The sequence below is a fragment of the Saccharothrix sp. AJ9571 genome (assembly GCF_021725495.1).
GTDB lineage: Bacteria > Actinomycetota > Actinomycetes > Mycobacteriales > Pseudonocardiaceae > Amycolatopsis > Amycolatopsis magusensis.
On sequence record NZ_CP091382.1, the window covers coordinates 9,229,922 to 9,255,374 of the forward strand.

The 25,453-nt window shown below is 69.3% G+C and carries 27 protein-coding genes; 15 read left to right on the plus strand and 12 right to left on the minus strand.

Going from position 1 to position 25,453, the window contains the following annotated elements:
• Positions 1-171: 171 nt before the first annotated feature.
• On the minus strand, positions 172-843 hold the full coding sequence (locus L3Q67_RS41775; RefSeq protein WP_499186907.1) for an HAD family hydrolase: 672 nt from the start codon (positions 841-843) through the stop codon (positions 172-174).
• Between the two features lie 84 nt (positions 844-927).
• Between L3Q67_RS41775 and L3Q67_RS41780 the strand changes: the two genes are divergently transcribed.
• Positions 928-1,260, plus strand: coding sequence for an ArsR/SmtB family transcription factor (locus L3Q67_RS41780; RefSeq protein WP_499191777.1), 333 nt, complete (start codon positions 928-930; stop codon positions 1,258-1,260).
• 6 nt (positions 1,261-1,266) lie between these two features.
• Here the strand turns inward: L3Q67_RS41780 and L3Q67_RS41785 are convergent, their stop codons facing one another.
• Positions 1,267-2,034: an SDR family NAD(P)-dependent oxidoreductase gene (locus L3Q67_RS41785; protein ID WP_499186908.1), complete on the minus strand. Its 768-nt coding sequence runs from the start codon at positions 2,032-2,034 to the stop codon at positions 1,267-1,269.
• A 53-nt stretch (positions 2,035-2,087) separates the two neighbouring features.
• On the opposite strand from L3Q67_RS41785, the gene L3Q67_RS41790 reads away from it, so the two are divergent.
• The 7 genes from L3Q67_RS41790 (at position 2,088) to L3Q67_RS41820 (ending at position 8,271) form a co-directional block, all read left to right on the plus strand.
• Positions 2,088-2,438 (plus strand): ArsR/SmtB family transcription factor, encoded by a 351-nt coding sequence (locus tag L3Q67_RS41790; protein ID WP_499186909.1) that lies wholly within the window; start codon positions 2,088-2,090, stop codon positions 2,436-2,438.
• Positions 2,439-2,593: 155 nt separating this feature from the next.
• Positions 2,594-2,791: a hypothetical protein gene (locus L3Q67_RS41795; protein ID WP_499186910.1), complete on the plus strand. Its 198-nt coding sequence runs from the start codon at positions 2,594-2,596 to the stop codon at positions 2,789-2,791.
• Positions 2,792-2,875: 84 nt separating this feature from the next.
• Positions 2,876-3,553, plus strand: a complete 678-nt coding sequence (locus L3Q67_RS41800) for an MtrA family response regulator transcription factor (protein ID WP_499186911.1) — start codon at positions 2,876-2,878, stop codon at positions 3,551-3,553.
• Complete coding sequence (locus tag L3Q67_RS41805; protein ID WP_499186912.1) at positions 3,550-4,908, plus strand: sensor histidine kinase; 1,359 nt, start codon at positions 3,550-3,552, stop codon at positions 4,906-4,908. The genes L3Q67_RS41800 and L3Q67_RS41805 overlap by 4 nt, the downstream gene beginning before the upstream one ends.
• Complete coding sequence (locus tag L3Q67_RS41810) at positions 4,905-5,123, plus strand: hypothetical protein (RefSeq protein ID WP_499186913.1); 219 nt, start codon at positions 4,905-4,907, stop codon at positions 5,121-5,123. Before L3Q67_RS41805 ends, L3Q67_RS41810 begins: the two co-directional genes overlap by 4 nt.
• Positions 5,124-5,128: 5 nt before the next feature.
• On the plus strand, positions 5,129-5,803 hold the full coding sequence (locus tag L3Q67_RS41815) for a winged helix-turn-helix transcriptional regulator (protein WP_499186914.1): 675 nt from the start codon (positions 5,129-5,131) through the stop codon (positions 5,801-5,803).
• A gap of 1,193 nt (positions 5,804-6,996) precedes the next feature.
• Positions 6,997-8,271, plus strand: coding sequence for a cation:proton antiporter (locus L3Q67_RS41820; RefSeq protein WP_499186915.1), 1,275 nt, complete (start codon positions 6,997-6,999; stop codon positions 8,269-8,271).
• Positions 8,272-9,710: 1,439 nt separating this feature from the next.
• On the opposite strand, the gene L3Q67_RS41825 is transcribed toward L3Q67_RS41820, so the two are convergent.
• Both L3Q67_RS41825 and L3Q67_RS41830 read right to left on the minus strand, forming a co-directional pair.
• Positions 9,711-10,010 carry a hypothetical protein gene (locus L3Q67_RS41825; protein ID WP_499186916.1) on the minus strand — a complete coding sequence of 100 codons (300 nt, stop codon included), beginning with the start codon at positions 10,008-10,010 and terminating at the stop codon, positions 9,711-9,713.
• A 500-nt stretch (positions 10,011-10,510) separates the two neighbouring features.
• Positions 10,511-12,853, minus strand: a complete 2,343-nt coding sequence (locus L3Q67_RS41830; protein WP_499186917.1) for an ATP-binding protein — start codon at positions 12,851-12,853, stop codon at positions 10,511-10,513.
• A gap of 197 nt (positions 12,854-13,050) precedes the next feature.
• Here L3Q67_RS41830 and L3Q67_RS41835 point away from each other — a divergent pair, with 197 nt between their 5' ends.
• The 3 genes from L3Q67_RS41835 to L3Q67_RS41845 are packed head-to-tail and all read left to right on the plus strand — an operon-like array spanning position 13,051 to position 14,163.
• Positions 13,051-13,332: a hypothetical protein gene (locus tag L3Q67_RS41835; protein WP_499186918.1), complete on the plus strand. Its 282-nt coding sequence runs from the start codon at positions 13,051-13,053 to the stop codon at positions 13,330-13,332.
• A 49-nt stretch (positions 13,333-13,381) separates the two neighbouring features.
• Positions 13,382-13,750: a hypothetical protein gene (locus L3Q67_RS41840; RefSeq protein WP_499186919.1), complete on the plus strand. Its 369-nt coding sequence runs from the start codon at positions 13,382-13,384 to the stop codon at positions 13,748-13,750.
• A 20-nt stretch (positions 13,751-13,770) separates the two neighbouring features.
• Positions 13,771-14,163, plus strand: a complete 393-nt coding sequence (locus L3Q67_RS41845) for a hypothetical protein (RefSeq protein WP_499186920.1) — start codon at positions 13,771-13,773, stop codon at positions 14,161-14,163.
• A gap of 95 nt (positions 14,164-14,258) precedes the next feature.
• Here the strand turns inward: L3Q67_RS41845 and L3Q67_RS41850 are convergent, their stop codons facing one another.
• Positions 14,259-15,527: a cyclase family protein gene (locus L3Q67_RS41850; RefSeq protein WP_499186921.1), complete on the minus strand. Its 1,269-nt coding sequence runs from the start codon at positions 15,525-15,527 to the stop codon at positions 14,259-14,261.
• Positions 15,524-16,822, minus strand: coding sequence for a helix-turn-helix transcriptional regulator (locus L3Q67_RS41855; RefSeq protein WP_499186922.1), 1,299 nt, complete (start codon positions 16,820-16,822; stop codon positions 15,524-15,526). Before L3Q67_RS41855 ends, L3Q67_RS41850 begins: the two co-directional genes overlap by 4 nt.
• Before the next feature lie 26 nt (positions 16,823-16,848).
• Here L3Q67_RS41855 and L3Q67_RS41860 point away from each other — a divergent pair, with 26 nt between their 5' ends.
• Complete coding sequence (locus L3Q67_RS41860) at positions 16,849-18,096, plus strand: FAD-dependent oxidoreductase (RefSeq protein WP_499186923.1); 1,248 nt, start codon at positions 16,849-16,851, stop codon at positions 18,094-18,096.
• A gap of 153 nt (positions 18,097-18,249) precedes the next feature.
• Positions 18,250-19,722: an alpha/beta hydrolase gene (locus L3Q67_RS41865; protein WP_499186924.1), complete on the plus strand. Its 1,473-nt coding sequence runs from the start codon at positions 18,250-18,252 to the stop codon at positions 19,720-19,722.
• Positions 19,723-19,810: 88 nt separating this feature from the next.
• Here L3Q67_RS41865 and L3Q67_RS41870 read toward each other — a convergent pair whose 3' ends face one another.
• From L3Q67_RS41870 to L3Q67_RS41895, 6 genes are all read right to left on the minus strand, one after another.
• Entirely contained in the window at positions 19,811-20,500 is a 690-nt protein-coding gene (locus tag L3Q67_RS41870) for a type 1 glutamine amidotransferase domain-containing protein (RefSeq protein ID WP_499186925.1), read from the minus strand.
• An 81-nt stretch (positions 20,501-20,581) separates the two neighbouring features.
• Positions 20,582-21,175 carry a TetR/AcrR family transcriptional regulator gene (locus L3Q67_RS41875; RefSeq protein WP_499186926.1) on the minus strand — a complete coding sequence of 198 codons (594 nt, stop codon included), beginning with the start codon at positions 21,173-21,175 and terminating at the stop codon, positions 20,582-20,584.
• Between the two features lie 79 nt (positions 21,176-21,254).
• Positions 21,255-21,995 (minus strand): MBL fold metallo-hydrolase, encoded by a 741-nt coding sequence (locus L3Q67_RS41880; RefSeq protein ID WP_499186927.1) that lies wholly within the window; start codon positions 21,993-21,995, stop codon positions 21,255-21,257.
• Between the two features lie 25 nt (positions 21,996-22,020).
• A complete protein-coding gene (locus L3Q67_RS41885) occupies positions 22,021-22,593 on the minus strand; it encodes a hypothetical protein (RefSeq protein WP_499186928.1) in 573 nt (190 codons plus the stop codon).
• 16 nt (positions 22,594-22,609) lie between these two features.
• A complete protein-coding gene (locus L3Q67_RS41890; protein WP_499186929.1) occupies positions 22,610-23,758 on the minus strand; it encodes a zinc-dependent alcohol dehydrogenase in 1,149 nt (382 codons plus the stop codon).
• Positions 23,759-23,848: 90 nt separating this feature from the next.
• The gene (locus tag L3Q67_RS41895) at positions 23,849-24,055 is read right to left on the minus strand and encodes a hypothetical protein (RefSeq protein ID WP_499186930.1); all 207 of its coding nucleotides are present in this window, start codon (positions 24,053-24,055) and stop codon (positions 23,849-23,851) included.
• A gap of 93 nt (positions 24,056-24,148) precedes the next feature.
• Between L3Q67_RS41895 and L3Q67_RS41900 the strand changes: the two genes are divergently transcribed.
• Both L3Q67_RS41900 and L3Q67_RS41905 read left to right on the plus strand, forming a co-directional pair.
• The gene (locus L3Q67_RS41900) at positions 24,149-24,565 is read left to right on the plus strand and encodes an OsmC family protein (RefSeq protein WP_499186931.1); all 417 of its coding nucleotides are present in this window, start codon (positions 24,149-24,151) and stop codon (positions 24,563-24,565) included.
• 39 nt (positions 24,566-24,604) lie between these two features.
• The gene (locus tag L3Q67_RS41905; protein WP_499186932.1) at positions 24,605-25,444 is read left to right on the plus strand and encodes a manganese catalase family protein; all 840 of its coding nucleotides are present in this window, start codon (positions 24,605-24,607) and stop codon (positions 25,442-25,444) included.
• The last annotated feature ends 9 nt before the right edge of the window (positions 25,445-25,453 follow it).

Here is a 25,453-nt window from a genome sequence, read left to right on the forward strand (position 1 = left end):
GTGAATGGGCCGCACGCGTGAGGTAGCGCGGTGAGAGGCAGGCGCCAGTCCTGGTGGTAGCCGCCCGGTGCGCGTTCATGACGAACACAAGTCCCCCGGACTAGCTCGTCGCGATCGTTCAGCAGCGGTAGAACACCGGAGAACTGGTCCCCCGCTGGACGACGCGTGGCCTCATCCGTTGGCGTGCCGGGTGAGGAGCTGGGTGGCGACGTCGTCGATGTCGGTTGCGGTGAGCGTAGGTGAGCTGATCGCAGGGAGCGGCAGGCGTTGTCCTCGGGTGATGTAGGCGGTGGCGAGGCCGGCGGCTGCGGCGCCGGTGATGTCCCAGTCGTGGGCGGCGATCAGGATCGCGTCGGCGGGTGCGACCTGTTCGGTCTCGAGAACGAGTTGGTAGGGCTCGGGTGCGGGTTTGAGCCGTCCGGCCTGGTCGGCGGAGTAGACGGCGTCGATCAGTGGCCGGAGGCCGGCGTTGCGCAGTTGGTCTTCGGCGACGGCGTTGACGGAGTTGGTCAGGGTGACCACGCCGAACCCGGCCGCGCGCAGCCGGGTGATCGCGTCATGCACCTCGGGGTGGGCAGGGAGCCGGCGCAGGCGGTCACCGAGTTCGCGTTGGTGCTCGGGGGTGGCGGTGCGGCCGCGAGTGGCCGCGATCGGCGGCAGGCAGGCCGCGGCGATCTGCCCGAACGGGCGGTAGTCGCGGGCGGCGGTCAGCGCCAGGGCGTTGTGGATCATCAGGTCGAACCAGTCACGCCGGGCCGCAGGGTCGCCGGTGAGGTCGGCGAAGAAGTCGTCGAGCGCGGCCAGGTCGAGCAGTGTCTCGTTGACGTCGAACACGCACAGCACGATGAGCCCTCCATAGGTACCATGGTTGCCGTACCTCGAAGGTACGATAGCGACCGTACCTTTGTCGAGGAGGGTTTCGTGGACATGCCCGTACCGCCGATGGCCGAGGTCGATCTCGGGCAGGTGTTCCGCGCACTGGCGGATCCGTTGCGCCGTGCGGTGATCGCCGAACTCGCCGCCGATCCGGCGGAGGGCGAGCGCGCGTGTTCCTCGTTCAGCATGCCGGTGGCGAAATCGACCAAGACGCACCATTGGCGGGCGCTGCGCGAGGCCGGTCTGATCGTGCAGCGCGACGCGGGCAACGGCACTTTCGTGCGCCTGCGCCGGGCCGAGTTCGAGCAGCGGTTCCCCGGTCTGCTCGCCCTCACCCACCGACTCCAGGCCGACTCCACGACCACGTCGAAGCCCTCTGACTGAGGGTCGTCAGAGCAGTTCGAGTCCGCCATCGATGGTGAGGACTTGACCGGTGAGCCAGCCGGCCCCGGGGTCGGCCAGGCGCAGGAGCCAGGTGGCTACCTCCTCGGGCTCGCCGCGCCGCCCCAAGGGGATGCGGCGGGCTTCGTCCTGTTTGATCTGGTCCACCGTGTCCGCCGACAGGCCGGCGGCGGTCAGCGCTTCACTCTCGGTGGGCCCCGGGGCCAGCGCGTTGACCCTGATCTTGTCCGGGGCGAGTTCCAGGGCCCAGCTTCGCGTCAGGTGTTCCAGGGCGCTCTTCGTGGCGGCGTAGTGGGCGGCCTGGGGCAGGGGCCGGTGACCGTAGGTGCTGGACACGTTCACGATCGCCCCGCGGGTCCGGCGCAGGTGTGGCAGCGCGGCGCGGGCGAGCAGGCTGGGCGCGGTGACGTTGAGGCGGAACAAGTCGCCGATGCGGGACGCGGTGGCCTCGGCCAGCGGCATCACCGCGGTGGCGCCGGCGTTGTTCACCAGGACGTCCACCCCGCCCCACCGGTCGGCGGCCGCTCGCACGACGGCGTCCGGCGCGTCGTCGGCGCGGATGTCGGCGGCGAACACGGCAATGCCGGGGTGCTGGTGCGCGGTCGTGTCCAGCGCATCCTGACGGCGGCCGACGCCGAGCACGCGCGCTCCGGCGCGGGCGAAAGCGAGCGCGGCGGCGCGCCCGATCCCCGAGCCCGCTCCGGTGACGATCACAACCCGGCCGGCGAACTCGGCCTCTGCGCCCGTGGCTGCCATGACACTCCTTTATTCGATGATCGTAGAACGTCGAATAAGCTAACATGACCGGCATGAAGCAGGCGCGGCATCCGGACACCGGCGAAATGACGCTCGTCTCGGTCATGGCGGCGTTGAGCGACCCCATCAGGGTCGGGCTGGTCCGGGTCCTCTCCGATGACCGTGAGCACGGCTGGGGCGAACTGCGGGCGCCCGTGGCGAAATCGACCCTCAGTCATCACCTCCGGGTGTTGCGCGATGCCGGGATCACCCGCACCCGCCAGGAAGGCACCCGGTGTTACGTCACCCTGCGCCGGGACGACCTCCAGACACGATTCCCCGGCCTGCTGGACGTGGTGCTGAACGTGGCCGGAACAGACGACGTCGGACACCGGGTAGGGCTGGCCGCTCCCACCGCCGAGTGACACCGCACTTCACGGCGAAGCACTTCGGGCAGGGCGGATCGTCAGGTGTTCGTCAGGTGCGAAACGCCGGCCACCCGGCACGATCGGGATGAGAGTGCGCGGCCGTCGGGGGGCGGGCACCCGCGACCGAGCAGGCCCTGACCCGGGAGGACATCATGACCGCTGCACGCCGGACCGGCCGGGCGCTGGTCATCGCCGGTTGTTCCCTCGGCGTGGGTGCGCTGTCCGCGATGCTCTTCGTGGCGCTGAGCCGCGGTGCCCACCCCGGATTCGTGCTGCCGCTGGGCGCGCTCACCCTCGGCCTGGCCATCGCCGTGGTCGCCGGGCTCGCGCTGGATCGGCGTGCTCGGTAGCCCGTGGCGCCATGCGACAATCTGCCGCTCGGAGGTGAAGCGGATGACCCGAGCGCACTCAGCGACCCCGGCCGGATCGGGCTCATGACCTCGGTGCTGCTGGTCGAAGACGACGAACGCATCCGGGAGGCCCTCGGGCTTTCCCTGGCCGACCACGGTTTCGAGGTGGTCGAGGCGGGCTCTGGGGAACAAGCGCTGAGCGTGGTCGAGTCCACGCCGGTCGACGTGGTGCTGCTCGACCTGATGCTGCCCGGCATCGACGGCATGGACGTGTGCCGGTCGCTGCGCTCGCGCGGCGACCTGCCGATCATCATGGTCACCGCGCGCACGGACACCCGCGACGTCATCGACGGCCTGGAGGCCGGTGCCGACGACTACGTGACCAAGCCGCTGGTCGCCGGCGAACTGGCGGCCCGCATCCGGGCCCTGTTGCGCCGCCGCGGCCCCGGCCGCCCCGAACTGGTGGTGGGTGCGCTGAGGATCCACCCGAACACCGGGGAAGTCGAGCGGTCCGGGGAGCCACTGCACCTGACCAGGACGGAGTTCCGGCTGTTGGCCGAACTCGCCGCGGCCGGCGGCGACGTGGTGACCAGGGAACAGCTGCTCCAGCGTGTCTGGGGCTACGACTACTTCGGCGACACCCGGCTGCTGGACGTGCACATCCGCAGGTTGCGCCGCAAGGTCGAGACCGATCCGGACGAACCCGCGCTGGTGCTCACCGTGCGCGGCGTCGGGTACCGGGTGCACCAGGACGGCGGATGACCCCGCGCTGGTCACTGCGGTGGCGGGTGACCGCGGCTCTCGGGGTGGGCTCGCTGCTGATCGTCAGTGTGCTCGCGGTGACCACCTGGAACCTGGCCACCAGCTACCTGCTCGACCAGCGCGAGCAGGCCGCCGTGCGCCAGGCACAGCTCAACGTGCGCCTGGTCGACGCCGCGATCCGCGAGCGGTCCAGCGGCCTCGACGAACTGCTCACCGGCCTGACCACCGGCCCGGACTCGTCGATCCTGGTCTACCGGCCGGGTCGGTGGCTGAGCAGCGGCAGGCAGATTCCGCCGCGAACACTGCCCGACGAGCTGCTGGACCTGGGCCGGGCCGGTGAACCCGCCCGCCAGCGCCTGCACGCCGACGGCATCCCGGCGCTCGCGGTGGTGCTGCCCGTGGTCTCGGAAGGCGGCTTCTACATCGAGCTGTTCCCGTTGGTGGAACTGGACCGCACGATGCGGTTCCTGAGCATCGTGCTGACCGCCGCGACCGTGGCCAGCGGTCTGCTCGGCGGTGGCCTGGGCTGGTGGGCCAGCCGTCGCGCCTTGCGCCCGCTGACCACGCTGACCGATGCCGCCTCCCGCATCGCGGCGGGCGAGCACGGGGCCCGCCTGCCCACGCAGACCGATCCCGACCTCGCCCCGCTCGCGGCCACCTTCAACGCCACCGCCGAAGCCCTGGAGCACCGGGTCCAGCAGGACGCCCGTTTCGCCGGGGACGTCAGCCACGAGCTGCGGTCACCGCTGACCACCATGGCCAACGCCGCCGAAGTGCTCGACCGGCGACGCGAGGCCATCCCGGTTCCCGCCCGCCGGGCGCTGGACCTGCTGACCTCGGAGATCCGCCGGTTCCAGCGCATGGTCGTGGACCTGCTGGAGATCTCCCGTGCCCGGCAGGAGTCCGACGAGCAGTCCTGGGAACTGGTCGACCTCGGTGCCGCGGTCCGCAGCGTGCTGGCCCACCGCGACCAGCCGGACGTGCTGACCGAGACCGCGTCCGTGCTGGTGCTGGCCGATCGGCGAAGGCTCGACCGGGTGGTGGGCAACCTGCTGGACAACGCCGACCGCTACGCCGGCGGCGTGGTGCGCGTCGCCGTCACCAGCCAGGACGGCAAGGTCCGGCTGGAGGTCGACGACCAGGGGCCCGGTGTTCCGGAGGAACTGCGGTCCCGGATCTTCGAACGCTTCACCCGCGGCCAGGCCCGCGGCCGGGGCACCGACACCGACACCGGCAGCGGCCTCGGACTGGCGATCGTGGCCGACCACGTCGCCCGGCACGGCGGCACCGTCCGGGTGGAGGAACGCCCCGGCGGGGGCGCCCGGTTCGTCATCGAACTGCCGGAGGCGGTATGAGGAAGCTGGCTCTCGTGGTCGTGGTCGTGGTCGTGGTCGCCGTGGCGGTTTGCGCCGGGTGCGGCGTGAGCACCCAGGACCACCCGGAGAAACTGCCCTCGGTCACCCGGGCGACCGATCCCGCGCCCTCGGTCACCCAGGTGCCCGACTCCGTTCCCGCCCCCGAATCGTCAGGCAGTCGTCAGGTTCCCCCGCCGGGATCCACGACAGGATGAAGATCGTGAAGCGCTCCGCTACCCACGACCCGGCGGCCAGAACCATCGATCTGCTGGGAGAGGCGTGGACCACGCTGATCGTCACCGAACTGTTCGACGGGCAGCGCTGTCTCGACGACCTCACCGGCGCACTGCCCATGGTGTCCAGATCGAGCCTCGGCCACCGGATGCGCCGCCTGCACGCCGCGGGCCTGGTCGAAGCCAACACCGACCGGCACGGCCGATTCCACTACCGGCTCACCGACGCCGGGCGGGACCTCAAGCCGGTGCTGACCGAACTCGCCCGCTGGGGCAACCGCTGGCTGCCGCCACCCCGCGCCGGTGAGCTGGACCCGCAGGTGCTGCTGAGCGACCTGTGCCGGGCCATCGGCGGCCCACACGACCCGGCCGCCATCCACATCCGCTTCTCCGACGCACCCGGACCGCGGCAATGGTGGGTGGTGCTCGGCGCGAGCCGGGCACGGCCGCACCGGCAACCGCCCGGCCTGCCGGTGCTGGCGGAGGTCGAATGCACACTCACCGCCCTGGCCAACGTGTGGCTGGGGCACAGCCGTTGCCTGGACGAACTACGGGCACGGACCCTGCGCTTCACCGGCAGCCGGGCCGCGGTGCGCCAGGTGGCGGGCTGGCTCGGCGCCCGTTCGGCGATGAGCAGCAAGACGCCGCGAATCGTCAGGTAACCGTCAGGTCGAACCGGCCGCGAACGCGCGAGGATTGACACCGGAATGATCACGGCGCGAAGGGCGCGCCACTCGCGTTGGAGGCCAGGGTTCCACGATGACCGCTGTACCCGCCGGTGGCAGCGTCGCCTTGCGACTGATCTGCGACGGATGCGGCAGGAGTGGCCCACTGGCCGAGCCACGAGTGCCCCACCACGAAGCTTGGTTGCTGCTGTGGGGAAGTGCCTGCCAGGACGGCTGGCGCGGCCACGACCGGGCGATCGGACCGCACTACTGCCCGGACTGCGCCGCCTGAGCCGCCCGCCCTCGCCACAGGGGTTGATGGCGAGGGCGGGACCCGCACAACACCGTCCGGCGTGGACCCGCCACCGACCTTGTGCGCCGCACGCCGTGGCCCGCCGTCGTGGTCCGCGGAGTGGGCGGTGACACACACAACACGGCGGTACGGCCAGTGGTGGTCGGGCTGGACGGATCGGCCATCAGCGACCGCGCAGCCGAAGCCTTCAAGTTCGCCGTGGCGCACGGTACCTCCGTCCGCGTGGCGCACCACTCCCCGTGTCCGGTAGCCGTGCTCCGCGCTTCAGCCGCCGCCTGATGCGCCCGCTGTCCATCGAGGACACCGCGGGAGCGCACTGCGAGCAAGCCCTCGTCTCGTCGGTCGGTGACGATCCGACCAGCACGCCTCTTCACCAGAGACCGCCTCGATGACCTCGGATCCCTGGTCAGCCAAGGGAAGGTGAAGCTCATGGTGTCGTGCGATTCAGCGGTGGGCGGGTGCGCGGCCCTTGACGGTACGAGTGCGGCCGGGACAAGCACGACAGCACAACGAACATTCTGTGCCCTCTCTGGCTCTGTCCATGGCTTGCCAGCGGATCAACCGGCAGTGGGACAGCCGGGCACCAGGTGTTGCTCGTCGACAGCCAGCACGACTCTTGGCCAGGCTTCCCGGCACGCCTGCGGCCACCTACTCCCCTCCCCCGCCGGTGTCACCGCTTGCGTCGCGCTCACCAGGAACGACCGCACCGCAAACGCGCAGCGAAGACCCTCCACTTCGCCAGGTGAGGAGGTGGCCGGAAGCTGATGACGGAGGGGTCGTTGCCCGGTCCCCGCACGGTTGATGGCACCCCGGCATGGGTAGCCCAGGTGCGGTGACGGGTGTCGGGAGTCGCCAGGGTCGAGCATGAGGGCAGGTCATGGCTGATACGGATACGGTGATCATGGCGGCCGCCGGTGTGGCGGCACTGGCGGCGGCGGTGGTGCCGCGTGTGGTGAAGAAGCTTCCGATCTCCATGCCGATGGTGTTCCTCGCCGCCGGAGCGGTGGCATTCACCATCGCTGACCCGTCTCACGACGCCGACCCGGTCGTGGAAACGAGCTTGATCCGGCATCTGGCCGAAGTATGCGTAATCGTCTCGTTGATGGGCGCGGGCCTGGCGCTGAACCGTCGCGTGGGGCTACGTCGCTGGTCATCGACATGGCGCCTGCTGGGTATCACGATGCCCCTGTCCATCGCTGCGGTCGGGTTGCTCGGGTGGGGGGTACTGGGATTCGGGGTAGCCGGAGCCTTGTTGCTCGCCGCCGTCCTCGCCCCCACCGACCCGGTTCTCGCGAGCGAGGTCCAGGTGGGCGAGCCAGCCGAACACGCCGACGATGACGATGAACCACGGTTCGCCCTGACCTCGGAAGCGGGATTGAACGACGGCCTGGCCTTCCCCTTCGTCTACGCCGCAGTGGCTATCAGCTCCGTGGGCCTGGCCCCGGAAGCGTGGCTGGCGGAATGGCTGGCGGTGGATGTGCTCTGGCGCATCGGGGCGGGAGTCGGCTTCGGCTTGCTCATCGGGTGGCTACTGCGCAAACTCTTCTTCTCCGTGCCTTCGGAGAAGTTCCAATTAGCCAAGCACGCCGAGGGGTTCGTCGCCTTGGCTGCGACGTTCCTGGCCTACGGCGTGACCGAACTCGCCGAAGGATACGGCTTCATCGCCGTTTTTGTATGCGCGTGCACCATCCGTGCCGGCGAACGTGCCCACGGCTACCACCGGGTGTTGCATCAATTCATCGAGCAGATCGAACGTTTGCTCACCGTGACGATCATTTTCCTGCTCGGCGCGGCCGTGGCGACCGGTCTGCTGGCCGGCACCACTTGGCAGGAGGTACTGGTGGCGGCAGCCATTCTGCTCGTCGTGCGACCGGCCGCCGGCTTGATCGGGTTGTTGCGCGGCCGGCCCAGCTCCCGTGAGCGCCTGGTCGTCTCCTTCTTCGGCGTCCGCGGAGTAGGCTCGATCTTCTACTTGGCCTACGCACTGGAAAAGGGCCAGTTCAGTGGGCAGGAAGACCTGTGGCGCATCGTGGGACTGGTCGTGGTCGGCTCGATCCTCATCCACGGCGTGACCGCCACACCAGCGATGATGTGGCTCGACAAGAAGAAAAGCCAACCCGCACCGGACGGCCAAGTACTTGCCCGGCAGTGAAGACAAGCGGTGTCACCGTGCTGAGCCCCGTGTCGAAGTCGACCCGATCGCGGCGACGGCAGGCCGGCCGTAGCGGGTGACCACAGCGGCGGCGTATCAAGCACCTTCGACGGCGTGGTGCAGCTTGTCGGTTTCAGCTCGCGCACGCCGGGTAGTCGTGCGGTCCGATCGCGCGGTCACGGCCACGCCACCCGTCTCGGTGAACTCCCTTGGCCTGGTCGATCTCGGCTCGCGAGGTGAGCACGGTTTCCAACCGGGTGGTTTCTCCCGGCACTGCTGCCAACGGCGCGCGTTGATGATCGCGGCCAGGCCGCGGCAGTGACCACAGACCTGATCTGGCCTGCCTGATGCCGTGATCGCCTGTGCTCGCCTTCGCAGCAGCGGCGACGCCGAACTGCTCGCACAGCCAGCCAACCGCGTCTACTCCCCCCGGCCACGCGAACCTGCTCAACTGGCTCCCGATGGCAAGACCACCTACGTCCTGGCTTCGACTTCAGCGGCTTCTCCGACATCGCCGCCCACAGCAAGCACATCAACGGCCACGTCATCCCCCCACAACGCGCTCGACTAACGCCGAAGCCGAGTCGGCGTCACACCAGGCAACCGTGCCCGATTCGACGCCACGCAGTGCACCATCGCGCTGCGGTGCCTTGCCGCGCTGGGGAAGCAGCACACCAAACGGGTCGAAAAGTTCACCGCCCGCACGAGCGGGCGCGCGCCCTCGAAGGCTGGACCAGAAGTGCCCATCGCCTGCCAGCCGACCTCAGAGTAGCCACTGCGTCGAGTCGTCAGCGCCGAGCCGCGACCGGGCTAGCGTTATGCCGTGCGGCACAACTCAGTTCGCCAGCCACGTTCCGGCAATGCCGCGAAACGCGAGCTTGGCTGCACCCTCGCGTCCAGCTTGACAACCCCACGCACATCCCGCTTCAGTAGTCCACCAGAAACGACGTTTCGCTCCGTATCAACGCAGGTCAGGAAGCGTCTTCCCCGCGCGAGCGGGGGTGGTCCCCTTGCGAACTAGCAACGTTGCGAGATCACACGGTCTTCCCCGCGCGAGCGGGGGGTGGTCCCGCCTCGAAGATGGCGATCGCCATGGCGGGCGCGTCTTCCCCCGCGCGAGCGGGGGTAGTCCCTGGGTGAGCCCGCACCAGTACGTCGACACACCGTGTGGTCCCCGTGCGAGCGGGGTGGCCCGTTTCCCGGATGGCGCCCGCCTTCCCGGCCTGCGTCTTCCCCGCGCAAGCGGGGCGGTCCGGCCACCCGCGCGGCCAGCACCTCGACGCCGCCGGCGCCGAAACACGCTGGGGCCCGCACGAGCGCGGCTGGGACCAGTTGCTCACCGCAGCTCGCCAGCCCGGCTCCCCGAATCCAAGCCGGTCGGCGCCCCGCACTCGGTCACCGACGAAACCGGCTGAGCCGTTGAGAGGATGCGCGCCCTCTTACTTTCCGGGGTCGAGCACGAACGTCAGCGACGCGCGCGCGGTCGCGGCGGGCGTGCCGCTCGCGACCACGAGCAGCGCGGCTCGCCAGGCCGCGGCCAGTATGTCCGCGACGGGTGCCTTGTGCTTGGTCAGCAACGGCCGCAGTGCCGCGGCGACCGGGTCGTCGCGCTCCACCGGCGGCTGCTCACCGAGGATCCGGCACACGGTGAACCGGACGGCGGCGTCGAAGGCCACCAGCAGCGCCGCCCGCACCGCGGGCTGCCCGCGCTCGCCCGCCGCAGCGGCCGCGCCCTCCATCCGCTCGACGATCCGCTTCTCCAGGTCTTCGCGGACCAGCTGGTAGAGTCGTTCGAGCTGGCCGCGAGCGTCTTGCCCGCGACTCCTGACCGGGTGAGACCGTCGACTGCCACACAGATACCAAAGACACGATCGTGGCTGGTCCAGCCGTTGACGCGGCCACGGTTGTTGCTGATCTGCACCCGCTTCCTGGCGTGGTCCACGGACGACACCAGGTGCAAGTAGACCGTCCCGGCTACCCGGGCGGGACAATATCCCCGGCCTCCACCTTCGACGGGTCGACCGGAGCAACGACCACCTGCTGCCGACTGCGTATCAGCGGCACCATGGACGAGCCACTGGGCCGGAACGCCACTGTGGCCCCGCCGGCAACCCTGCCTGCCACTGCATCCAACGCGCCCATCCGACGATCGTGGCGGATTTCCCTGCGACATCCCACCGATTTACTTCTCCCAACCCACCAACGAAGCGAACGTTGCGTAGCGCCGGGACACAACCCTTCAGCCGCTCTTGGTTTGCGGGTGGCGCAGTTGGTCGCGAAGAGCCTCGGCTCGGGCATCGCCCAGGTCTTCGTAGATATCGAGGGCCGCCTGCCAGTTCTGCCGGCTGGCCTCGGGCTGCCCGGTTTGGTGGTGGACGATGCCACGAGTGCTGAGAGCAAGAGCCTCGCTGTGCCGATCGCGGAGTTTGCGGGCCAGGTCCAGGCCTTCGGAAAGGCGGTCGAGGGCCTTCCCGTACTCGCCAAGGCCCAGGTGGGACTCGCCGAGGTGGATCAGGGTGACGGCTTCGCCGTGTCGGTGGCGGATGACGCGGCACAGCTCCAGTACCCGGCGAAACTGGCAGAGAGCGTCGTAATAGGCGCCCAGGCCGAGGTAGGCCTCGCCGAGGTTGCCCATGGCGATTCCTTCGCTGTACTGGTTCCCGGTTTCCCGGATGACTTCCACCGCCTGGCTGGCATAGTCGGCGGCATCGGTGTACTGGCACAGACCGAGGTAGGTGTCGGCGAGATTCGCCAGGACCATCCCCTCGCCCCACCGGTCGCCGGCGGCACGGAAGAGTTCGCGGGCGGTCCGGAAGTGGTCCAAGCTCTCGTCGAACCGGCGCATGCCCACATAAGCGGTCGCGAGTCCGTTGAGCATGCGGGCCTGTCCCTTCGGATCGCGCAGTTCGCGGGCGGCCGCGAGGCCGGTCTCGTGCACCGCGACCCAGTCGGTCCAGTACTTGCGCAGGTAGAAGAAGCTCCACAGATTGTTGGCGAGCTGCCACGCCGCGGCACCCAGCCCGGTCTCCGCCGCGACGCGGGCGACCGCCACCAGGTTGGCCCGTTCGGTTTCGCACCACTCGAGCGCCGCGTCGAAGTCACCGAAAACGGCGGGATACCCGGGGACGGGCGTCGCGTCCACCACTCCCCGTTGGCGGCCGGGGTGCAGTTGCCGGTCTGCGGCCGCGGCGGCGTGGAGGTACCAGCCGGCTAGGCGGTGCAGCGCCTCGTGCCGCTCCGCGGCGGTGTCCGTGGCCTCGGCGCACTCGCGGGCGTAGGCCCGGAGCAGGTCGTGCAACTGGACCCGATCCACCTCGGCGGACTCGATCAGATGCGCCTCGACCAGACCGTCGAGGAGTTGCCGTGCGACGGCGGGCGCGAGCCCGGCCATGGCAGCGGCGGCATCGGTGCTGACATCGGGGCCGGGGTGCAGGCCCAGCAGCCGGAGCAGCCGCGCCTGAGCTTCCGGAAGATTCCGATAGGACCACGAAAGCACCGGGCGGATCGCGGTGAACTGGTCGGCACTGAGGCTGAACACTTCGAGTCGCCGGTCGGCATCGACCAGTTCGGCGGCCAGCTCGGCGAGAGCGAAGTGGGGACGGGTGACCGCGCGCTGGGCGGCGATCTGGATCGCGAGCGGCAGCCGATCACACAACTGGGCCAGGTGCGCCACCGCCGCCGGCTCCGCGTCCGCCCGATCCGGGCCGACAATGGCGCGCAGCAATGCCACGGCATCCTTCTCCGGCAGCCGGTCGATGGATATCCGGTGCATTCCCACGCTCACCGCGAGACCGGTGAGTTTGTCGCGGCTGGTGACCACGACCATGCAGGACGACGAACCGGGCAGCAACGGCCGTATCTGTTCCACGCTGTTGGCGTTGTCCAGCACGATCAGCAGGCACCGACCGGTCACCACGGAACGGAACAACGCTGCCCGGTCATCGAGGGACGGCGGAATCTTCGCGGCGGGCACGTCCAGCGCGCGAAGGAAACCGTCCAGCACTTCACCGGGCGTTGCCGGTGGTCCGGGATCGTAGCCACGCAGGTTGACGTACAACTGCCCGTCGGGAAACTTGGCGCGCACGTGGTGTGCCCACATCACGGCCAACGTGGTTTTGCCAACCCCGGCGGTGCCGCTGATCGCCGAAATGACCACTGCCCGGCCGGCCGGTGCCGTTGCCGAACCGGGCTCGTCCATTGAGTCGAAAACCGCGTCGAGTGCGGTCAGTTCCGCTACCCGCCCAGTGAAATCACGGACGGGTGACGGCAGCTGCCCCGGCACGATCCGTGCCGGCTTCCCGGGTGCGTGCCCACCGCGCTCGGGGGCGCTGGATTTCGTGCTTCTCCGGACGCGGCGCGGGACGCACGCTTCCAGGCACGCGCGCTCGTCGTCGCTCAGCCCGAGTGCGTCCGCCAGGGCAAGAACCGTGTGGGGGTAAGGATGTCGGCGCTCCTCCCGTTCCAGCGCGCTGATCGCTTTGGCGCTCACACCGGCTCGCTGGGCCAGTTGCTCCTGGGTCAGGAACGCGCGCTCCCGCAGCCTCCGCAGCAGGGCACCGAACGATTCCCGCAGAACTTCCACGCTTCATGATAACCCCACACTTTACCGAAGTGTGGGACTCACTGTGGGTGGCCAACGCCCGCCTTCCAGCGAAAACTTCGTTTCCTCGATGTCCGAGCGCCGACCGGACGGGGGATCATGAAATCGGCGGGCGGCTTGTCACGAAGATCATCGCGCGCACAGGCTGCCCTTTCACTGGAAGAAAAAATGGGGAAACCATGAGAAGCATCAAGAATCGTCTTGCCTTCATCGCATTCACCGCCGGACTCACGCTGATCGGCACCTCCGGTGCCGCACTGTCCGCGGCCGCCGAGCCCACTGCCGCTCAGGAGCAGGTCACCGAATCCGCCGTGACCTACATGGGCAGCACCAGGGACCTGACCCTCTGCCATTCACACGGACTGTGGCACATAACCCATGGCAGCGGCACCTATTACTACTGCCAGGAATACTACGACCCGGCCTCCGGCCGCTGGTATGCCCTTTACGTCGGCTCGTAGGACTTTGTTCCCGCCCGGGAACAAGACGTGCACGAAAATGGGAGGAAAAATGCACGTTTTCCGGAAGTACCTCATCACCGCCGCACTGACCGGCGGTATCGCGTTCGCCGGCGCGCTGGGCGCCACCGGCGCCTCGGCCGCCGCCGAACCCACGACCGCCGTGGAAACGACGGCGCAGGCGGCGCCGCAGCCGGGCTACATCGCGGTCGGTCGCCAGAACATCGTGTTCAGCGAGTACGGCGGTCCCACGTCGATCGGCTCGACCGCCGAGGAGCTGATCTACGCGCAGTGCCAGCACGACGGGATCTGGGGCTGGCAGACCTACGCCTGGGTGCCCTCGCTGAACAGCTGGGGCTGGCTCCGCAACGGTGACATCACCGGGCTCACCGGTCCGATCTGGTGGCTGGACGTCTGCTGACCGGCGGAATGGAGCGAACCATGCGCAAGATCCTGGCAGCACTCGTGCTGGCCGCGAGTTGCCTTGGCATCGGCGCGGTGCCCGCCCAGGCGGCGGCCACCCCGGCAGCGGCCTGCGCGATCGCGAACGTGCAGCTCACGGTCACCCACTGGGGGTCCGAGGGCGGCTTCCACACCTACTGCCACGAACGCCGGTACGTGGCAGCCACCACCGCCTTCTACGACTCGGCGGGGAACCCGCTCACCGGCATGGGCGGACGCACGCTGATCCACGCCGACGGCCAGTGGCACTGGGTGTGGGCCAACACCCCCTGGGGCGGGGTCTGGCAACCGGTGGCCCGCGGTTGCCTCTGGATCTCCCTCGACAACCCTGGTGGCCCGCTTCTGCACCACCACTGCGCGAACGTGCAGTGACCCTCCACGACGTACCCGGCGCCTCCTTCCGGAGGCACCGGGTGCGTCCGGGTTCCCGCGGGTCAAGTCTCGCCAACTCGGTTACACGAGCGAGGTCAGCGGCGTCGGGGCTGTCCCAGCGCGAGCGGAGGGGTGTTCCCGGCAGTGGCCCCTTCGGCGAACTGGGGGGTCACCGCGAAGACGAATTCATACACCCGGTCGTCGGCGGGGCCGTCGAGCACATAGGACTCGCCGATTCGGATTCCGTTGCGCATCAGCAGTTCCTGATGTACGGGGAAGGCCGATCCGTTGTCGTTGACCGGGTTTCCGAGAACTTCGAGCGCCCAGGTATCACTGCCGATCACGGCAGGCCGGAATCGGGCCAGCCAGCGAGCTTCCCGCAAATAGATCCCGGGCATCCCGTTCGGGGCCTCCCAGCGGAGGATGTCACCCGCATCGCGGCGGGCGAGTAGCTGGTTCCAACCCGTGCGGAACAGCACGACATCGCCCGGCGCGATCCGGTCGATCCCGCCGAATTCCATCGCTTCCTTGATGTCCTCGACGGTGATCCGGTAGTTCTCCCGCAGCAACGGCTTGCCGTTGCTGGCGGGTTCGGCGAGATCCCCGGCCCGGCCCGCGGCCAGCTTCACCCCGAGGATGTCCAGCAACACGCCCCGGGTGACGATCGGGCCCATGTGTTCGTTGCCCAGTTTGGTGGCGCCGTGACCGGCGGCGAAGTCGGGACCCCGGAAACCGTTGTAGTAGTACTCGGCCGCGCCGATGTGGCTGAGGTTGTCGAGCTGGGAGGCGATCTGGTAGGTCGTGGCCAGCGGTACCGGGTGTTTCGCCGACAGTTCCGCCGCGAAACGCTCCTCGTGGTAGCTGAGCTTGTTGGCGCCGAGCGGTTCGGTGGTCATCAGCACGCCACCTGCCTCCTGGAACCCCGGCGGCGGCCGGTACCCGGCGATGGTGAGCCGCTGCTCGTAGGTACGGCGAGGATCGGTTTCGAACGCGGGGAAGCCGTTCCACATCAGCTCTCCCAGGTTGTACGTCCGCACCGGCCGGCCCGGTTTGAGCACACTCAACGCCGCCGCGGTCTTGCCGGGTGTCACCTCGTTGAAACTGCCTCGCTGATCTCCTGCGCCATACCGGCTCGGTGCCCAGTCCGTCAGGTTCGCGGGATCGGCGTAGTCGAACGGCGTGTCATCGAAATCGCCGGGTGAGTCAGGACTGCCCGGGCGGGCGATGCGAGCTTCGGCACTCGCCGGCTGCGCCCCTGCCGACACAGCGACCGCGGCGGCTCCCGCGGCACCTGCCATCCGGAGGGTGTCCCGCCGGTTGACGCGGTACTTGGCGAGGTAGTTGCGCAACAGATCGGGATTCATCCATGGCTCCTTTGCCGTCTCCGTTCCGGACAACACCGCCTCGGTGGTGCCGCCCCCGGTGGCTGGCTTAGATCAAGAAGCGATGCCGGGCATTGACGATCCACGTTCCCCGTGATTCCACCAAGACCCGCCGCGTCAGAGCACCCACTTGCGGATTCGGCGGCGACAACAGGTGACGTCACTTGACCCGCTGCAACCGCCGGTTCGGGCTCGGTGTGCCGCGTCGGGCCGGAAGTGACAGTGCTCCACCGGTGCGCCAAGCGGTGGCAGGCGTCGACGAGTTCCGGGGGCTGCACCTCGGTGAGGTCGGTGTCGAAGGTGGCGAGGATGCCCGCGATACCCGCCCATGACCAAGCTCCGAGGGTGAGCCGGCAGTGGTGGGCGTCGAGGTGTTCGACGACCGAGCCGCCGGGGGCCCAGCGGGCGACCGTCGCGGCGGGCAGGTTCAGCCGGGCGGAGCCGGTGCACTGCCAGGTGGCGGGGGTGTCGCCGCGGTCGTGGCTGGTCATCACGAACGCGGCGACATCACCACCGGGAAGGTCCCTGGCGGTGAACGGGGTGCGGCTGCTCACGCGGGCGTGGATCCGGTCGACGCGGTGCACGCGCCAGGCCTCGTCGGTGAGGTGGCGGGCGACCAGGTACCACCGTCCGGCCCAGACGACCAGGTGGTGCGGCTCCACCCGGACGGCCGAGGTGAAGTCGCCGTCACCGGGTTCGGCGCGAGACCCGTCGGCGCGCAGGACTTCGACGGTGAGCGGGTGCCGGTGGCGCACCGCCGCGCCCACGGTCTTCAGCGCGGCCGGGTCGATGGGCGGCGCCGGGAACTCCCAGTAGTTCCGCAGCCTGGTCAGCCGCAGGGCTTCCATGGACGCGCGCAGCCGGGCCGGCATGACCTGGGTGAGCGCGTCCAGTGCCCGCGCGGCGTCGTCGCCGAGGCCGAACACGGTGCTGGGCGCGGTTTGCAGGGCCACCGCGACGGCGAGCGCCTGGTCCTCGTCGAACAGCAGCGGCGGCAGCGTGTGCCCGGCGCCGAGCTGGTACCCGCCACCGGGGCCGTGCACGGTGACGATCGGATAGTCGAGCTGCCGCAGGGTTTCGATGTCCCGCCGGACGGTGCGTTCGCCCGCACCGAGCCGGGTGGCCAGTTCTTCGAGCGACCACTGCCGACGGGCCGCGAGCAGTGAGAGCAGGCGCAGTGCGCGCCGGGAGGTGTCTGCCACCGCCCCATCATCGCCGAGTGGTGGCCATTCGGTGTCCACCACCGGTGCCAGGCTCAGCCGCGAAAGGTTGTCCATCCGCGGTTGAAGGAGTTCGGGAGCACATGCGCATCGTTGTGGTCGGAGGCGGGATCGGTGGTCTGGCGCTGGGTGCCGGTTTGCGTCGTGAGGGGTTCGACGTCGCGGTGTTCGACCGCGACACCGACGTGACCGCGACGGGCGGTTACCACATCACCTTGGACGGGCGGGCGCAGGCGGCCCTGCGGGGGCTGGTCGCACCGGAGATCTTCGAGCGGCTGCTGGCCTCGGCCTCCGCGCTGCGGTTGCGGGACCGGGACGCCTTCTGGGACCGGCGTGGCAGGCTGCTGGGCCACGGCCCCGACCTCAGCGATGAGTCCAGTGTGGACATCGACCGCGTCACCCTGCGGAGCCTGCTGGCCGAGGCGGTCGGCGGTGACCTCCACCTCGGCCGGGCGGTCACCGGGATCGACCGCGGCGAGGACGGCACACCGCGGGCAGTGTTCACCGATGGCGCACCGGTGCCCGGCGACCTGCTGGTGGGCGCGGACGGAGCCCACTCGCTCGTGGCGCGGCAACTCGCCGGCGGGCCGACCAACGCACCGGCTGGCATCATCGGCTTCTCCGGCAGGACCACGCTGGACGCGCTGGATCCCGGCGAGCGGCAGCGGCTCGGCCCCCGGTCAGGGCTGGCGATCGGCCCCCGGGGCGCGGCGCTGTACGTCGGTTTCCTCGACCCGGTGGGCAATGCCGTGCTCGACGCACCGCACCTGCGGATGTCGATCACCACCGGCCCCACCTACATCTGGGGAGCCATGTTCCCCGAGTCCGCGGCCACCGAGCCGCTGCGCCACCTCCGCGGTGCCGAACTGCGGGACGCGCTCACGGCCCGGTTCCGCGAGCAGCGCTGGCACCCGCGAACGCTGGAGGTGATCGACCGCGCCGACCCGCACAGCGTGGCCGCGTTCCGCTTCAACGCCGCCTCGACCGAGGCCGGCGACCTCGCCCCCTGGCCGGCCGGCCCCGTGACCGCACTCGGCGACGCCGTCCACGCGACCCCGCCGACCGCCGGCATGGGCGCCGGCGCCGCCATCCGCGACGCCGCGAGCCTTCTCGGGCACCTGCGCGAGGCCGACACCGGCGAAACCGCCCTGGCCGTGGCGATCAGCCGGTTCGAAGCGGAGATGCGGGTACGCGGCAGCGAAGTGCTCACCCGCGCCATGCGGACCGTCCGGTGGATCCTGGCCACCGACACCCCGCTCGGCGCGGCGGCCACGGTCGCCGGCACTCCCCTGCTGGCGGCCCTCCGACGCCTCAACCGCCCGGCGGCTTGAACCGGCCTCGACCGGAGTCGAAGCGCGCCCTCGACCGTGGTCGAGGAGCGAAGAAGCCCTGGGGTCGATCCACCGGCCGCCTGATCTCGTGAAACTCGAACGTGCAACTGCCGCTGCAAGGTCAATAGTTGACCGGATTCGGGGGAAACGGATATGGATCGAAAACGCAAAGCGCTTCTGGCCTCGCTGGTCGTGCTCGGCTTGGGCGCTTCGCCGGCCACGGCCTCCGCCATGACCAGCGAGCCCGCGAAGCAGGCGGAGTGGGGCACCTGCCCGGAGGACGTCGTCGCCGCGGCGGCCCCGGCCGTGCTGCAGTGCGCCACCGTGCCGGTGCCGCTGGACTACGCCGATCCTGGCGGCACCCGGATCGATCTCACGATTTCGAAGCTGGCCAGTACGAATCCGGACAAGCGGCGCGGTGTGCTGATGCTCAACCCGGGCGGCCCGGGTGGGTCCGGGCTGACGCTTTCGGCGCTGCTGGTGGCCAAGGGCCTGCCCGCCGGCGTGCTGGAAAGCTACGACGTGATCGGGATGGACACCCGCGGCATCGGGCATTCGGCGCCGGTGAGCTGCGGCTTCACCGCCGATGGGCCCTACCAGGGCAACATCCCGCCGTACGCGGTCGACGACGCGGCGGTCACCGAGCAGGCGGAGGTCGCCAAGGGAGTGGCCCAGCAGTGCGCCGCCAACGACCGCGACGGCCGCCTTCGCCACCTGACCACGGCGACCACCGCTCGGGACCTGGACCGGATCCGGGCCGCGCTCGGTGAGGAGAAGACCAGCTTCCTCGGCTACTCCTACGGTTCGGCGCTGGGTGCCGTGTACGCCTCGATGTTCCCGGAGCGCTCCGACCGGATCGTGCTCGACAGCAACATCGGCGACACCCACCTCGACCGCGAGGGCTTGCGCCGGTACGCCCTGGGCATGGAACAGGTGTTCCCTGCCTTCGCGAACTGGGCGGCGGCCCGACACGACAGCTACGGTCTGGGCCGCACGCCGGACGAGGTGCGCGAAACCTATCTCGCACTCGCCGAGCGGCTCGACAAGACGCCGTCGCAAGGAATAGACGGCAGCCTGTTCCGGACCATCAACTTCGGCGGGCTCTTCAACGAGGTGACGTACGGATCGGTGGCGCAGACCTGGCAGTCACTGCTCAACTCCCGGCCCGGCGCGGCGCCGGCGGGCGGCACGGGGTTGTCGCCCAACGACAACGCTTTCTCGGTGTTCCTTTCGGTGACCTGCAACGACTACAACTGGCCCGAGGACGTCGGCACCTACCGCAAGGCGGTGGCCGAGGACCGCGAGAAGTACCCGCTGTACGGCGCGTCGACCGCGAACATCACGCCGTGCGCCTTCTGGCCGCACGAACCGGCCGAGCCGCCGGTGGCGATCAACGACGACGGGCCGGAAAACGTGCTTCTCGTGCAGAACCTGCGTGATGGGCCCACCCCGCACCGCGGTGGCGAGATGCTGCGGGAGAAGTTCGAGGACCGGTCGCGGCTGCTGAGCGTCGACGGCAGCGGTCACGGCGTCTACGTTCTGGGCGGCAACGCCTGCGCGCTGAACACCACCACGAGCTACCTGGTCGACGGCAAGATGCCGGCCGAGGACCGGCTCTGCAAGTAGCGAGCCTCAGGGGCGAAGCTGGACGCGCGAGCGATCCAGCTTCGCCCCTGTGGAACGGTCCTTCACCCCAGCGCGCGCGTGAACGCGTTCACGCCTTGGTCGTGGTGACCAGCTTGATCAGGGCGTCGGCCGCCGGCGCCGATGAGGCGGGGTTCTGCCCGGTGATCAGCAGACCGTCCTGCACGACGTAGGGCTCCCAGTCACCGCCCTTGGAGTAGACGCCTCCCAGGTGCTTGAGCTCGTCCTCGACCAGGAACGGGACGACCTCGGTGAGCTGAACCGCCTCCTCCTCGGAGTTGGTGAACCCGGTGACCTGCTTGCTCCGCACCAGCGGCGTGCCGTCCTCGTCGACGGCGTGGCGCAGCACGCCGGGAGCGTGGCACACCAGCGCGAGCGGCTTGCCCGAGCGCAAGGTCGTTTCGATCAGCCGCGCGGAGTCGGCGTTTTCGGCCAGGTCCCAAAGCGGTCCGTGGCCGCCGGGATAGAAGACCGTGTCGAAATCGTCGGCTGACACCGAATCCAGGCGTACGGTGGCCGCCAGCGCCGCGATGGCCTCAGGGTCGGCTTCGAAGCGCCGGGTCTCATCGGTCTGGAAGCCGGGTTCGTTGCTCTTCGGGTCCAGCGGCGGCCGGCCGCCCTGCGGCGAGGAGAGCACGATCTGCCAGCCGGCCTCCTTGAAGCGGTAGTACGGCGCGGCCAGTTCCTCCAGCCAGAACCCGGTCTTCCGGCCGGTGTCCCCCAGTTCGTCGTGTGAAGTGAGAACGATGAGTACCTTCATGACTTCCTTCGATAGTAGACCGGTCGTCTTGGGATGGGTGAAAGATGCCCGCGCTCCGGTCGAGCGTGACATCCGAAGGCCCTACAGGTGCAGGAACTGACGGGTCGCCGCCAGGGTGGTGTCCAGTGGCGCGACGCTGCGGTGGATCTTGGCCATCACGCTCGCGCCGAGCCACAGGTCGTACAAGACCTGGGCCATGGCACGGGGATCGCCATCGATCGAGAGCGAGCCGTCCTCCACACCGGCGGCGATCGCTCGCTCGACGCGGTCGACGACAGCGTCCGTGCCTTCCTTCAAAGCCAGCCTCATCGACTCCGAAAGGTCGGCCACCTCGGCGCCGAGCTTCACGGCGAGGCACTTGCCCTGACAGTCATCCACGCTCTGAACCTGCCGCCATTGCTGCCAGTAGGCCATCAGGCGGTCGGCGGCCGACCCGCCGGCCCCGGCGAGGACCCGGTCCATGTCTGCCACATAGTCCGTGAAATAGCTCCTCAGCATCGCTTCACCGAAGGCGTCCTTCGAGGTGAAGAAGTGGTAGAAGGAGCCCTTCGGCACACCGGCCTCCGCGAGCACCTCATTGAGCCCCACAGCGGAGTAGCCCCGGCGAGCCATGATCCGCTGAGCCGCGTCCAGGATGTTCCGACGGGTGTCGGTGTTGCGCGTGGTGACCGGCATGGCTCAGACCCTAGCAGCCGAGTAGACCAGTCGTCTAGTAATGCCTGCCGCCCCTGGACGGCCTTCGGCCCGGAAGCGGTCAGGAGGGACCGTGTCGCCGGGCCAGGTCGACCATCTTCCCGGCGCCCTCTGTCCACGCTGGACCGTGGCCGACGAGGACCGTGGTGGCGCCGGTGTCGGCGATGACGCCCAGCGATTCCAGGGCGCGTTCCTCGTCCACGGTGGCGGCGCCGGAAACGATCTGCGGTCCCGTGGTGCCGCGGTACGGGTTGAGGGTGACCATCGCGTCTCCGGCGATGACCGCGTCCCGGTCGGGGAAGTGCAGCGCGCAGTGCCCCAGCGTGTGCCCGGGGGTGAACAGCACGCGCGGCGATCCGGGCACCGGCAGCACCTCGTCCCGGATGCGTTCGACGCGGCGCACCGGCGCCGGCCACCACGCCCGGCGCGCCACCAGCCCGGCCACGATGGGCATCGCCCGCACCTGGGTCAGCAGGTACTTGGTCAGCGGCCGGGCGCGGCCGTACTGCCGCGGGTGCCGGGTCAGCGGTACGTCGTTGTCGTGGATGTAGACCGGTGCCCCGAGTTCGGCGCGCACCCGCTCGGCGATGCCCAGGTGGTCGAAGTGGCCGTGGGTCAGCACGAGCGCGGCGATGTCCTGCGGTCGCCTGCCCAGTTCCCGCAACGCCGCCACCAGCACCCGCCACGAGGTGGGCAGCCCGGCATCGACCAGGAGCAGCCCGCCTTCCTCTTCGACGAGGTAGAAGTTGACGTGGGACTCGGTGACGCAGTGGATGCCGGGGGCGACGTTCCGGGTCAGCATGGGACCTCTTTTCCGGGGGAACCGATCAGCGACGACGACGGAATATCGCCCTGACGACACAGAAGACGACGCCGCCCGCGAGCAACCAGGGGCCCGCGACGATGACCGGGTCGAGGGCGTGGTGCCGCACATCGGCGCGTTTCCGGCCGAACCGCGACGAGAGGCCGTGCCGCGAGAACTCGCTCAGCACCCCGGTTTCCGTGATGGGATTGTCCGGGCGCGTGGTGGCGAACGAACGCAGGTGGCTTTCCCAGGCGTCCACCCGGTCCGCGCCCAGCAGGATGAGCCAGTGCGCGGCGCGCCCTTCGCTGAACCGGCGGTAGGCGAACCTGCGCAACAACCCGGAAAGGCCTTTCGGCGGACACGACGTACCGAAAACCGGCGTGAGGAACTTGTGCTCGATGGACCGTTCCCGCGGCCATTTTTCCGGTTGCCGTTCCGGGAATTCCCAATGGGCGCCACTGCGGTCTTCCTGCCATTGCAGTTTCGGCACGGACGGCCGGTCCTTCGGGTCCAGATCGACGCCCCAGCCCGGGATCCGGGCACGCAACTGCTCGCTCGATTCGGCGATCGCCGGCCGTTCCGAGGTGTAGGCCATGGTCGTTTCCCCTTTCTCAGGCGGCGTCCGGGACGATGAGCGGTTTGATGCAGCCGTCCAGTTTCGCCGAGAAGATGTGATAGCCCTCGGCGATGTGCTCGAGCGGGATGCGGTGGGTGATGATGTCGCTGGGCTTGAGGTAGCCGTTGCGGATGTGCTCGAACAGGCGTGGCCACTGCCGCTTGACCGGACACTGGTTCATCCGCAGCGTGAGACCCTTGTTCAGGGCATCACCGAACTTCACCGCGCTGAACATCGGCCCGTAGGCACCCATCACCGAGATGGTGCCGCCCTTGCGCACCGAGTCGATCGCCCAGTTCAGCGCCACCGGCGAACCACCCTGCAGCTTCAGCTTCGCCGAGGTCACGTGCTGGGTGAGGTTGCCGTCGGCTTCGGCGCCCACGGCGTCGATGGCGACGTCGGCGCCGAGGTGCTCGGTCAGCTTCTTCATGTGCACGACGATGTCGTCGTATTCGGTGAAGTTGCAGGTCTCGGCGTGGGCGAAGGTGCGGGCCTTCTCCAGGCGGTATTCCAGGTGGTCGACGACGATGACGCGGCCCGCGCCCATCAGCCAGGCCGACTTCGCCGCGAACAGGCCCACCGGCCCGGCGCCGAAGACCACCACCACGTCCCCTTCGACGATGTCGCCGAGCTGCGCGCCGAAGTAGCCGGTGGCCAGCGCGTCGGTGAGCATCACGGCGTCCTCGTCGTCCATCCAGTCCGGGATCACCGTCGGCCCCACGTCGGCGAACGGCACCCGGACGAACTCGGCCTGGCCGCCGTCGTAACCACCGCAGGTGTGGGAGTAGCCGTAGATGCCGCCGACCGCGGTGGCGTTGGGGTTGACGTTGTGGCAGTTGGAGTACAGGCCACGGGCGCAGAACCAGCACGTACCGCAGAAGATGTTGAACGGCACCATGACCCGGTCCCCGCGCTTGAGGTTGCGGACCCCGGAACCGACTTCCTCGACCACGCCGACGAACTCGTGCCCGAAGGTCATGCCGACCCGCGTGTCCGGCATCATCCCGTGGTAGAGGTGCAGATCCGAACCGCAGATCGCCGCCAGGCCGACCCGGACGATCGCATCACCCGGGTGCTCGATCGGCGGGATGTCCCGCTCCTCGACACGGATCTTGTACGGCCCGCGATACACCATCGCACGCATCGAACACACTCCTCCGCACTGGATTGTCAGCGGGCGATTGTCAGCGGGCGCCCGGTCACCCGCGCGATTCACGAATACGCCCGGCCGGGGCTAGTCGCCGCCCGGACCGGTCGGCGGATAGTCGCTCAGGCCGACGTTGCCGGTGGGCTGCGCCTTCTCCGGCCGGTTGGAGACCGCGGACCGGCCCGGCTGGGCTTCGGGCTCCCGCGGCGGTCCGGTGTCGTCCTCCGACATGGCGGTCCGGCTGGCCGCGTCCTCCTGCAGTTCCTCGTCGTCGTTCCGCGGTGTCTCGTCCATGCGCACCGGACTACCCGGCTTCGGGGGCCACAACCACTTGTTTGCCGCCGATCGAGCGGGGAAGCCGACGCGTGCGAAACGAACGGGGATGTCATGACTGAGCGGATCTACACCACCGAAGCGACTTCCGGTCGCGACACGGTGCGCATCGACGGGCGCGACGACATGGGGTTCCCCGTCGGCGAGCCGTCCGGCGGCGGGCAGGACCGGCTGAACCCGGAATGCCTGTACGCCGCCGCGCTGGCCACCTGCCTGCACCAGTCGCTGGTGCTGGTGGCCACCTCGGCCGACGCGGAAACGGCGGAAAGCGCGGTCACCGCCCGCGTCACGCTGTCCCACGACGGCGAACGGAGATACGGCCTGCACGCGACCGTCTTGATGATGCTGCCCGGCGTTTCGGACGAGAAGCTGCGCGACCAGATCACCGCGGAGGCCGTGCGCGTGTGCCCGATGGTGGGTGAAATCCCGGTCAGCGTCGACGACACGGTTGACGACATCGGCGGCGGGTAGACGCCGCGTGTTCCCACTGATCCCAGGAGGTTGTTCACGGTGTTCCGGCATACGAAATTGCTGCAGTTCGAGGCCAAGCCGGAAAAGCCCGACCCGGTGTACGCCCGGAAGTTGCAGGAGCTCATCGGCGGGGCGTACGGCGAGATGACGGTGACCATGCAGTACTTGTTCCAGGGATGGAACTGCCGCATGGAGGGCAAGTACAAGGACCTGATCATGGACACGGCCACCGAGGAGATCGGGCACGTGGAGATGCTGGCCACCATGGTGGCCCGCCTCCTCGAAGGTGCCCCGTCCACGGTGACCGCGGAGGCGGTCAAGGACCCGGTGATGGCCGCGGTGATCGGCGGGATGGACCCGCAGCAGGCGATCATCGGCGGTGGCGGGGCGCTGCCGAACAACTCCCAGGGAGTGCCCTGGATCGGCTCCTACATCGTGGCCAGCGGCAACCTGCTCGCCGACTTCCGCGCCAACGTCGCCGCCGAAGCCCAAGGCCGACTGCAGACCGCCCGGTTGTACAACATGACCGACGACCCCGGCGTGAAGGAAATGCTGAAGTTCAACCTCGCCCGCGACACCGTGCACCAGAAGCAGTGGCTGGCGGCCATCGAAGAACTGAAGACCGACGGTCTGGAAAGCTCGCTGGCTCCCACCGCGTTGTTCGACGAAGAGAACCAGGAGCACAACAACACCGTCTGGCACCTGTCCGACGGACCCGACGGCTCCAAGGGTGGCTGGAGCTTCGGCGCGGAAGGACTCGAGTACCTGATGAAGCCGGAAGCGCAGGGTGGTCCGGGCACCGCCCCGAAACCGGACCCGGCGCTCTACGGCACCTACGCACCCCCGCCGGCCGGTGGCGCCACCGCCCTGCGCGAGTAAGCCCGGAAA

Bases quoted from the DNA above. Each gene is read 5' to 3' on its own strand.
- L3Q67_RS41785 (WP_499186908.1), bottom strand. From the start codon at position 2,034: ATGGCAGCCACGGGCGCAGAGGCCGAGTTCGCCGGCCGGGTTGTGATC.
- L3Q67_RS41805 (WP_499186912.1), top strand. From the start codon at position 3,550: ATGACCCCGCGCTGGTCACTGCGGTGGCGGGTGACCGCGGCTCTCGGG.
- L3Q67_RS41865 (WP_499186924.1), top strand. From the start codon at position 18,250: ATGGATCGAAAACGCAAAGCGCTTCTGGCCTCGCTGGTCGTGCTCGGC.
- L3Q67_RS41820 (WP_499186915.1), top strand. From the start codon at position 6,997: ATGGCTGATACGGATACGGTGATCATGGCGGCCGCCGGTGTGGCGGCA.
- L3Q67_RS41900 (WP_499186931.1), top strand. From the start codon at position 24,149: ATGACTGAGCGGATCTACACCACCGAAGCGACTTCCGGTCGCGACACG.
- L3Q67_RS41845 (WP_499186920.1), top strand. From the start codon at position 13,771: ATGCGCAAGATCCTGGCAGCACTCGTGCTGGCCGCGAGTTGCCTTGGC.
- L3Q67_RS41800 (WP_499186911.1), top strand. From the start codon at position 2,876: ATGACCTCGGTGCTGCTGGTCGAAGACGACGAACGCATCCGGGAGGCC.
- L3Q67_RS41835 (WP_499186918.1), top strand. From the start codon at position 13,051: ATGAGAAGCATCAAGAATCGTCTTGCCTTCATCGCATTCACCGCCGGA.
- L3Q67_RS41790 (WP_499186909.1), top strand. From the start codon at position 2,088: ATGAAGCAGGCGCGGCATCCGGACACCGGCGAAATGACGCTCGTCTCG.
- L3Q67_RS41880 (WP_499186927.1), bottom strand. From the start codon at position 21,995: ATGCTGACCCGGAACGTCGCCCCCGGCATCCACTGCGTCACCGAGTCC.
- L3Q67_RS41840 (WP_499186919.1), top strand. From the start codon at position 13,382: ATGCACGTTTTCCGGAAGTACCTCATCACCGCCGCACTGACCGGCGGT.
- L3Q67_RS41885 (WP_499186928.1), bottom strand. From the start codon at position 22,593: ATGGCCTACACCTCGGAACGGCCGGCGATCGCCGAATCGAGCGAGCAG.
- L3Q67_RS41810 (WP_499186913.1), top strand. From the start codon at position 4,905: ATGAGGAAGCTGGCTCTCGTGGTCGTGGTCGTGGTCGTGGTCGCCGTG.
- L3Q67_RS41875 (WP_499186926.1), bottom strand. From the start codon at position 21,175: ATGCCGGTCACCACGCGCAACACCGACACCCGTCGGAACATCCTGGAC.
- L3Q67_RS41860 (WP_499186923.1), top strand. From the start codon at position 16,849: ATGCGCATCGTTGTGGTCGGAGGCGGGATCGGTGGTCTGGCGCTGGGT.
- L3Q67_RS41780 (WP_499191777.1), top strand. From the start codon at position 928: ATGCCCGTACCGCCGATGGCCGAGGTCGATCTCGGGCAGGTGTTCCGC.
- L3Q67_RS41825 (WP_499186916.1), bottom strand. From the start codon at position 10,010: ATGGAGGGCGCGGCCGCTGCGGCGGGCGAGCGCGGGCAGCCCGCGGTG.
- L3Q67_RS41870 (WP_499186925.1), bottom strand. From the start codon at position 20,500: ATGAAGGTACTCATCGTTCTCACTTCACACGACGAACTGGGGGACACC.
- L3Q67_RS41850 (WP_499186921.1), bottom strand. From the start codon at position 15,527: ATGAATCCCGATCTGTTGCGCAACTACCTCGCCAAGTACCGCGTCAAC.
- L3Q67_RS41895 (WP_499186930.1), bottom strand. From the start codon at position 24,055: ATGGACGAGACACCGCGGAACGACGACGAGGAACTGCAGGAGGACGCG.
- L3Q67_RS41890 (WP_499186929.1), bottom strand. From the start codon at position 23,758: ATGCGTGCGATGGTGTATCGCGGGCCGTACAAGATCCGTGTCGAGGAG.
- L3Q67_RS41795 (WP_499186910.1), top strand. From the start codon at position 2,594: ATGACCGCTGCACGCCGGACCGGCCGGGCGCTGGTCATCGCCGGTTGT.
- L3Q67_RS41855 (WP_499186922.1), bottom strand. From the start codon at position 16,822: ATGGACAACCTTTCGCGGCTGAGCCTGGCACCGGTGGTGGACACCGAA.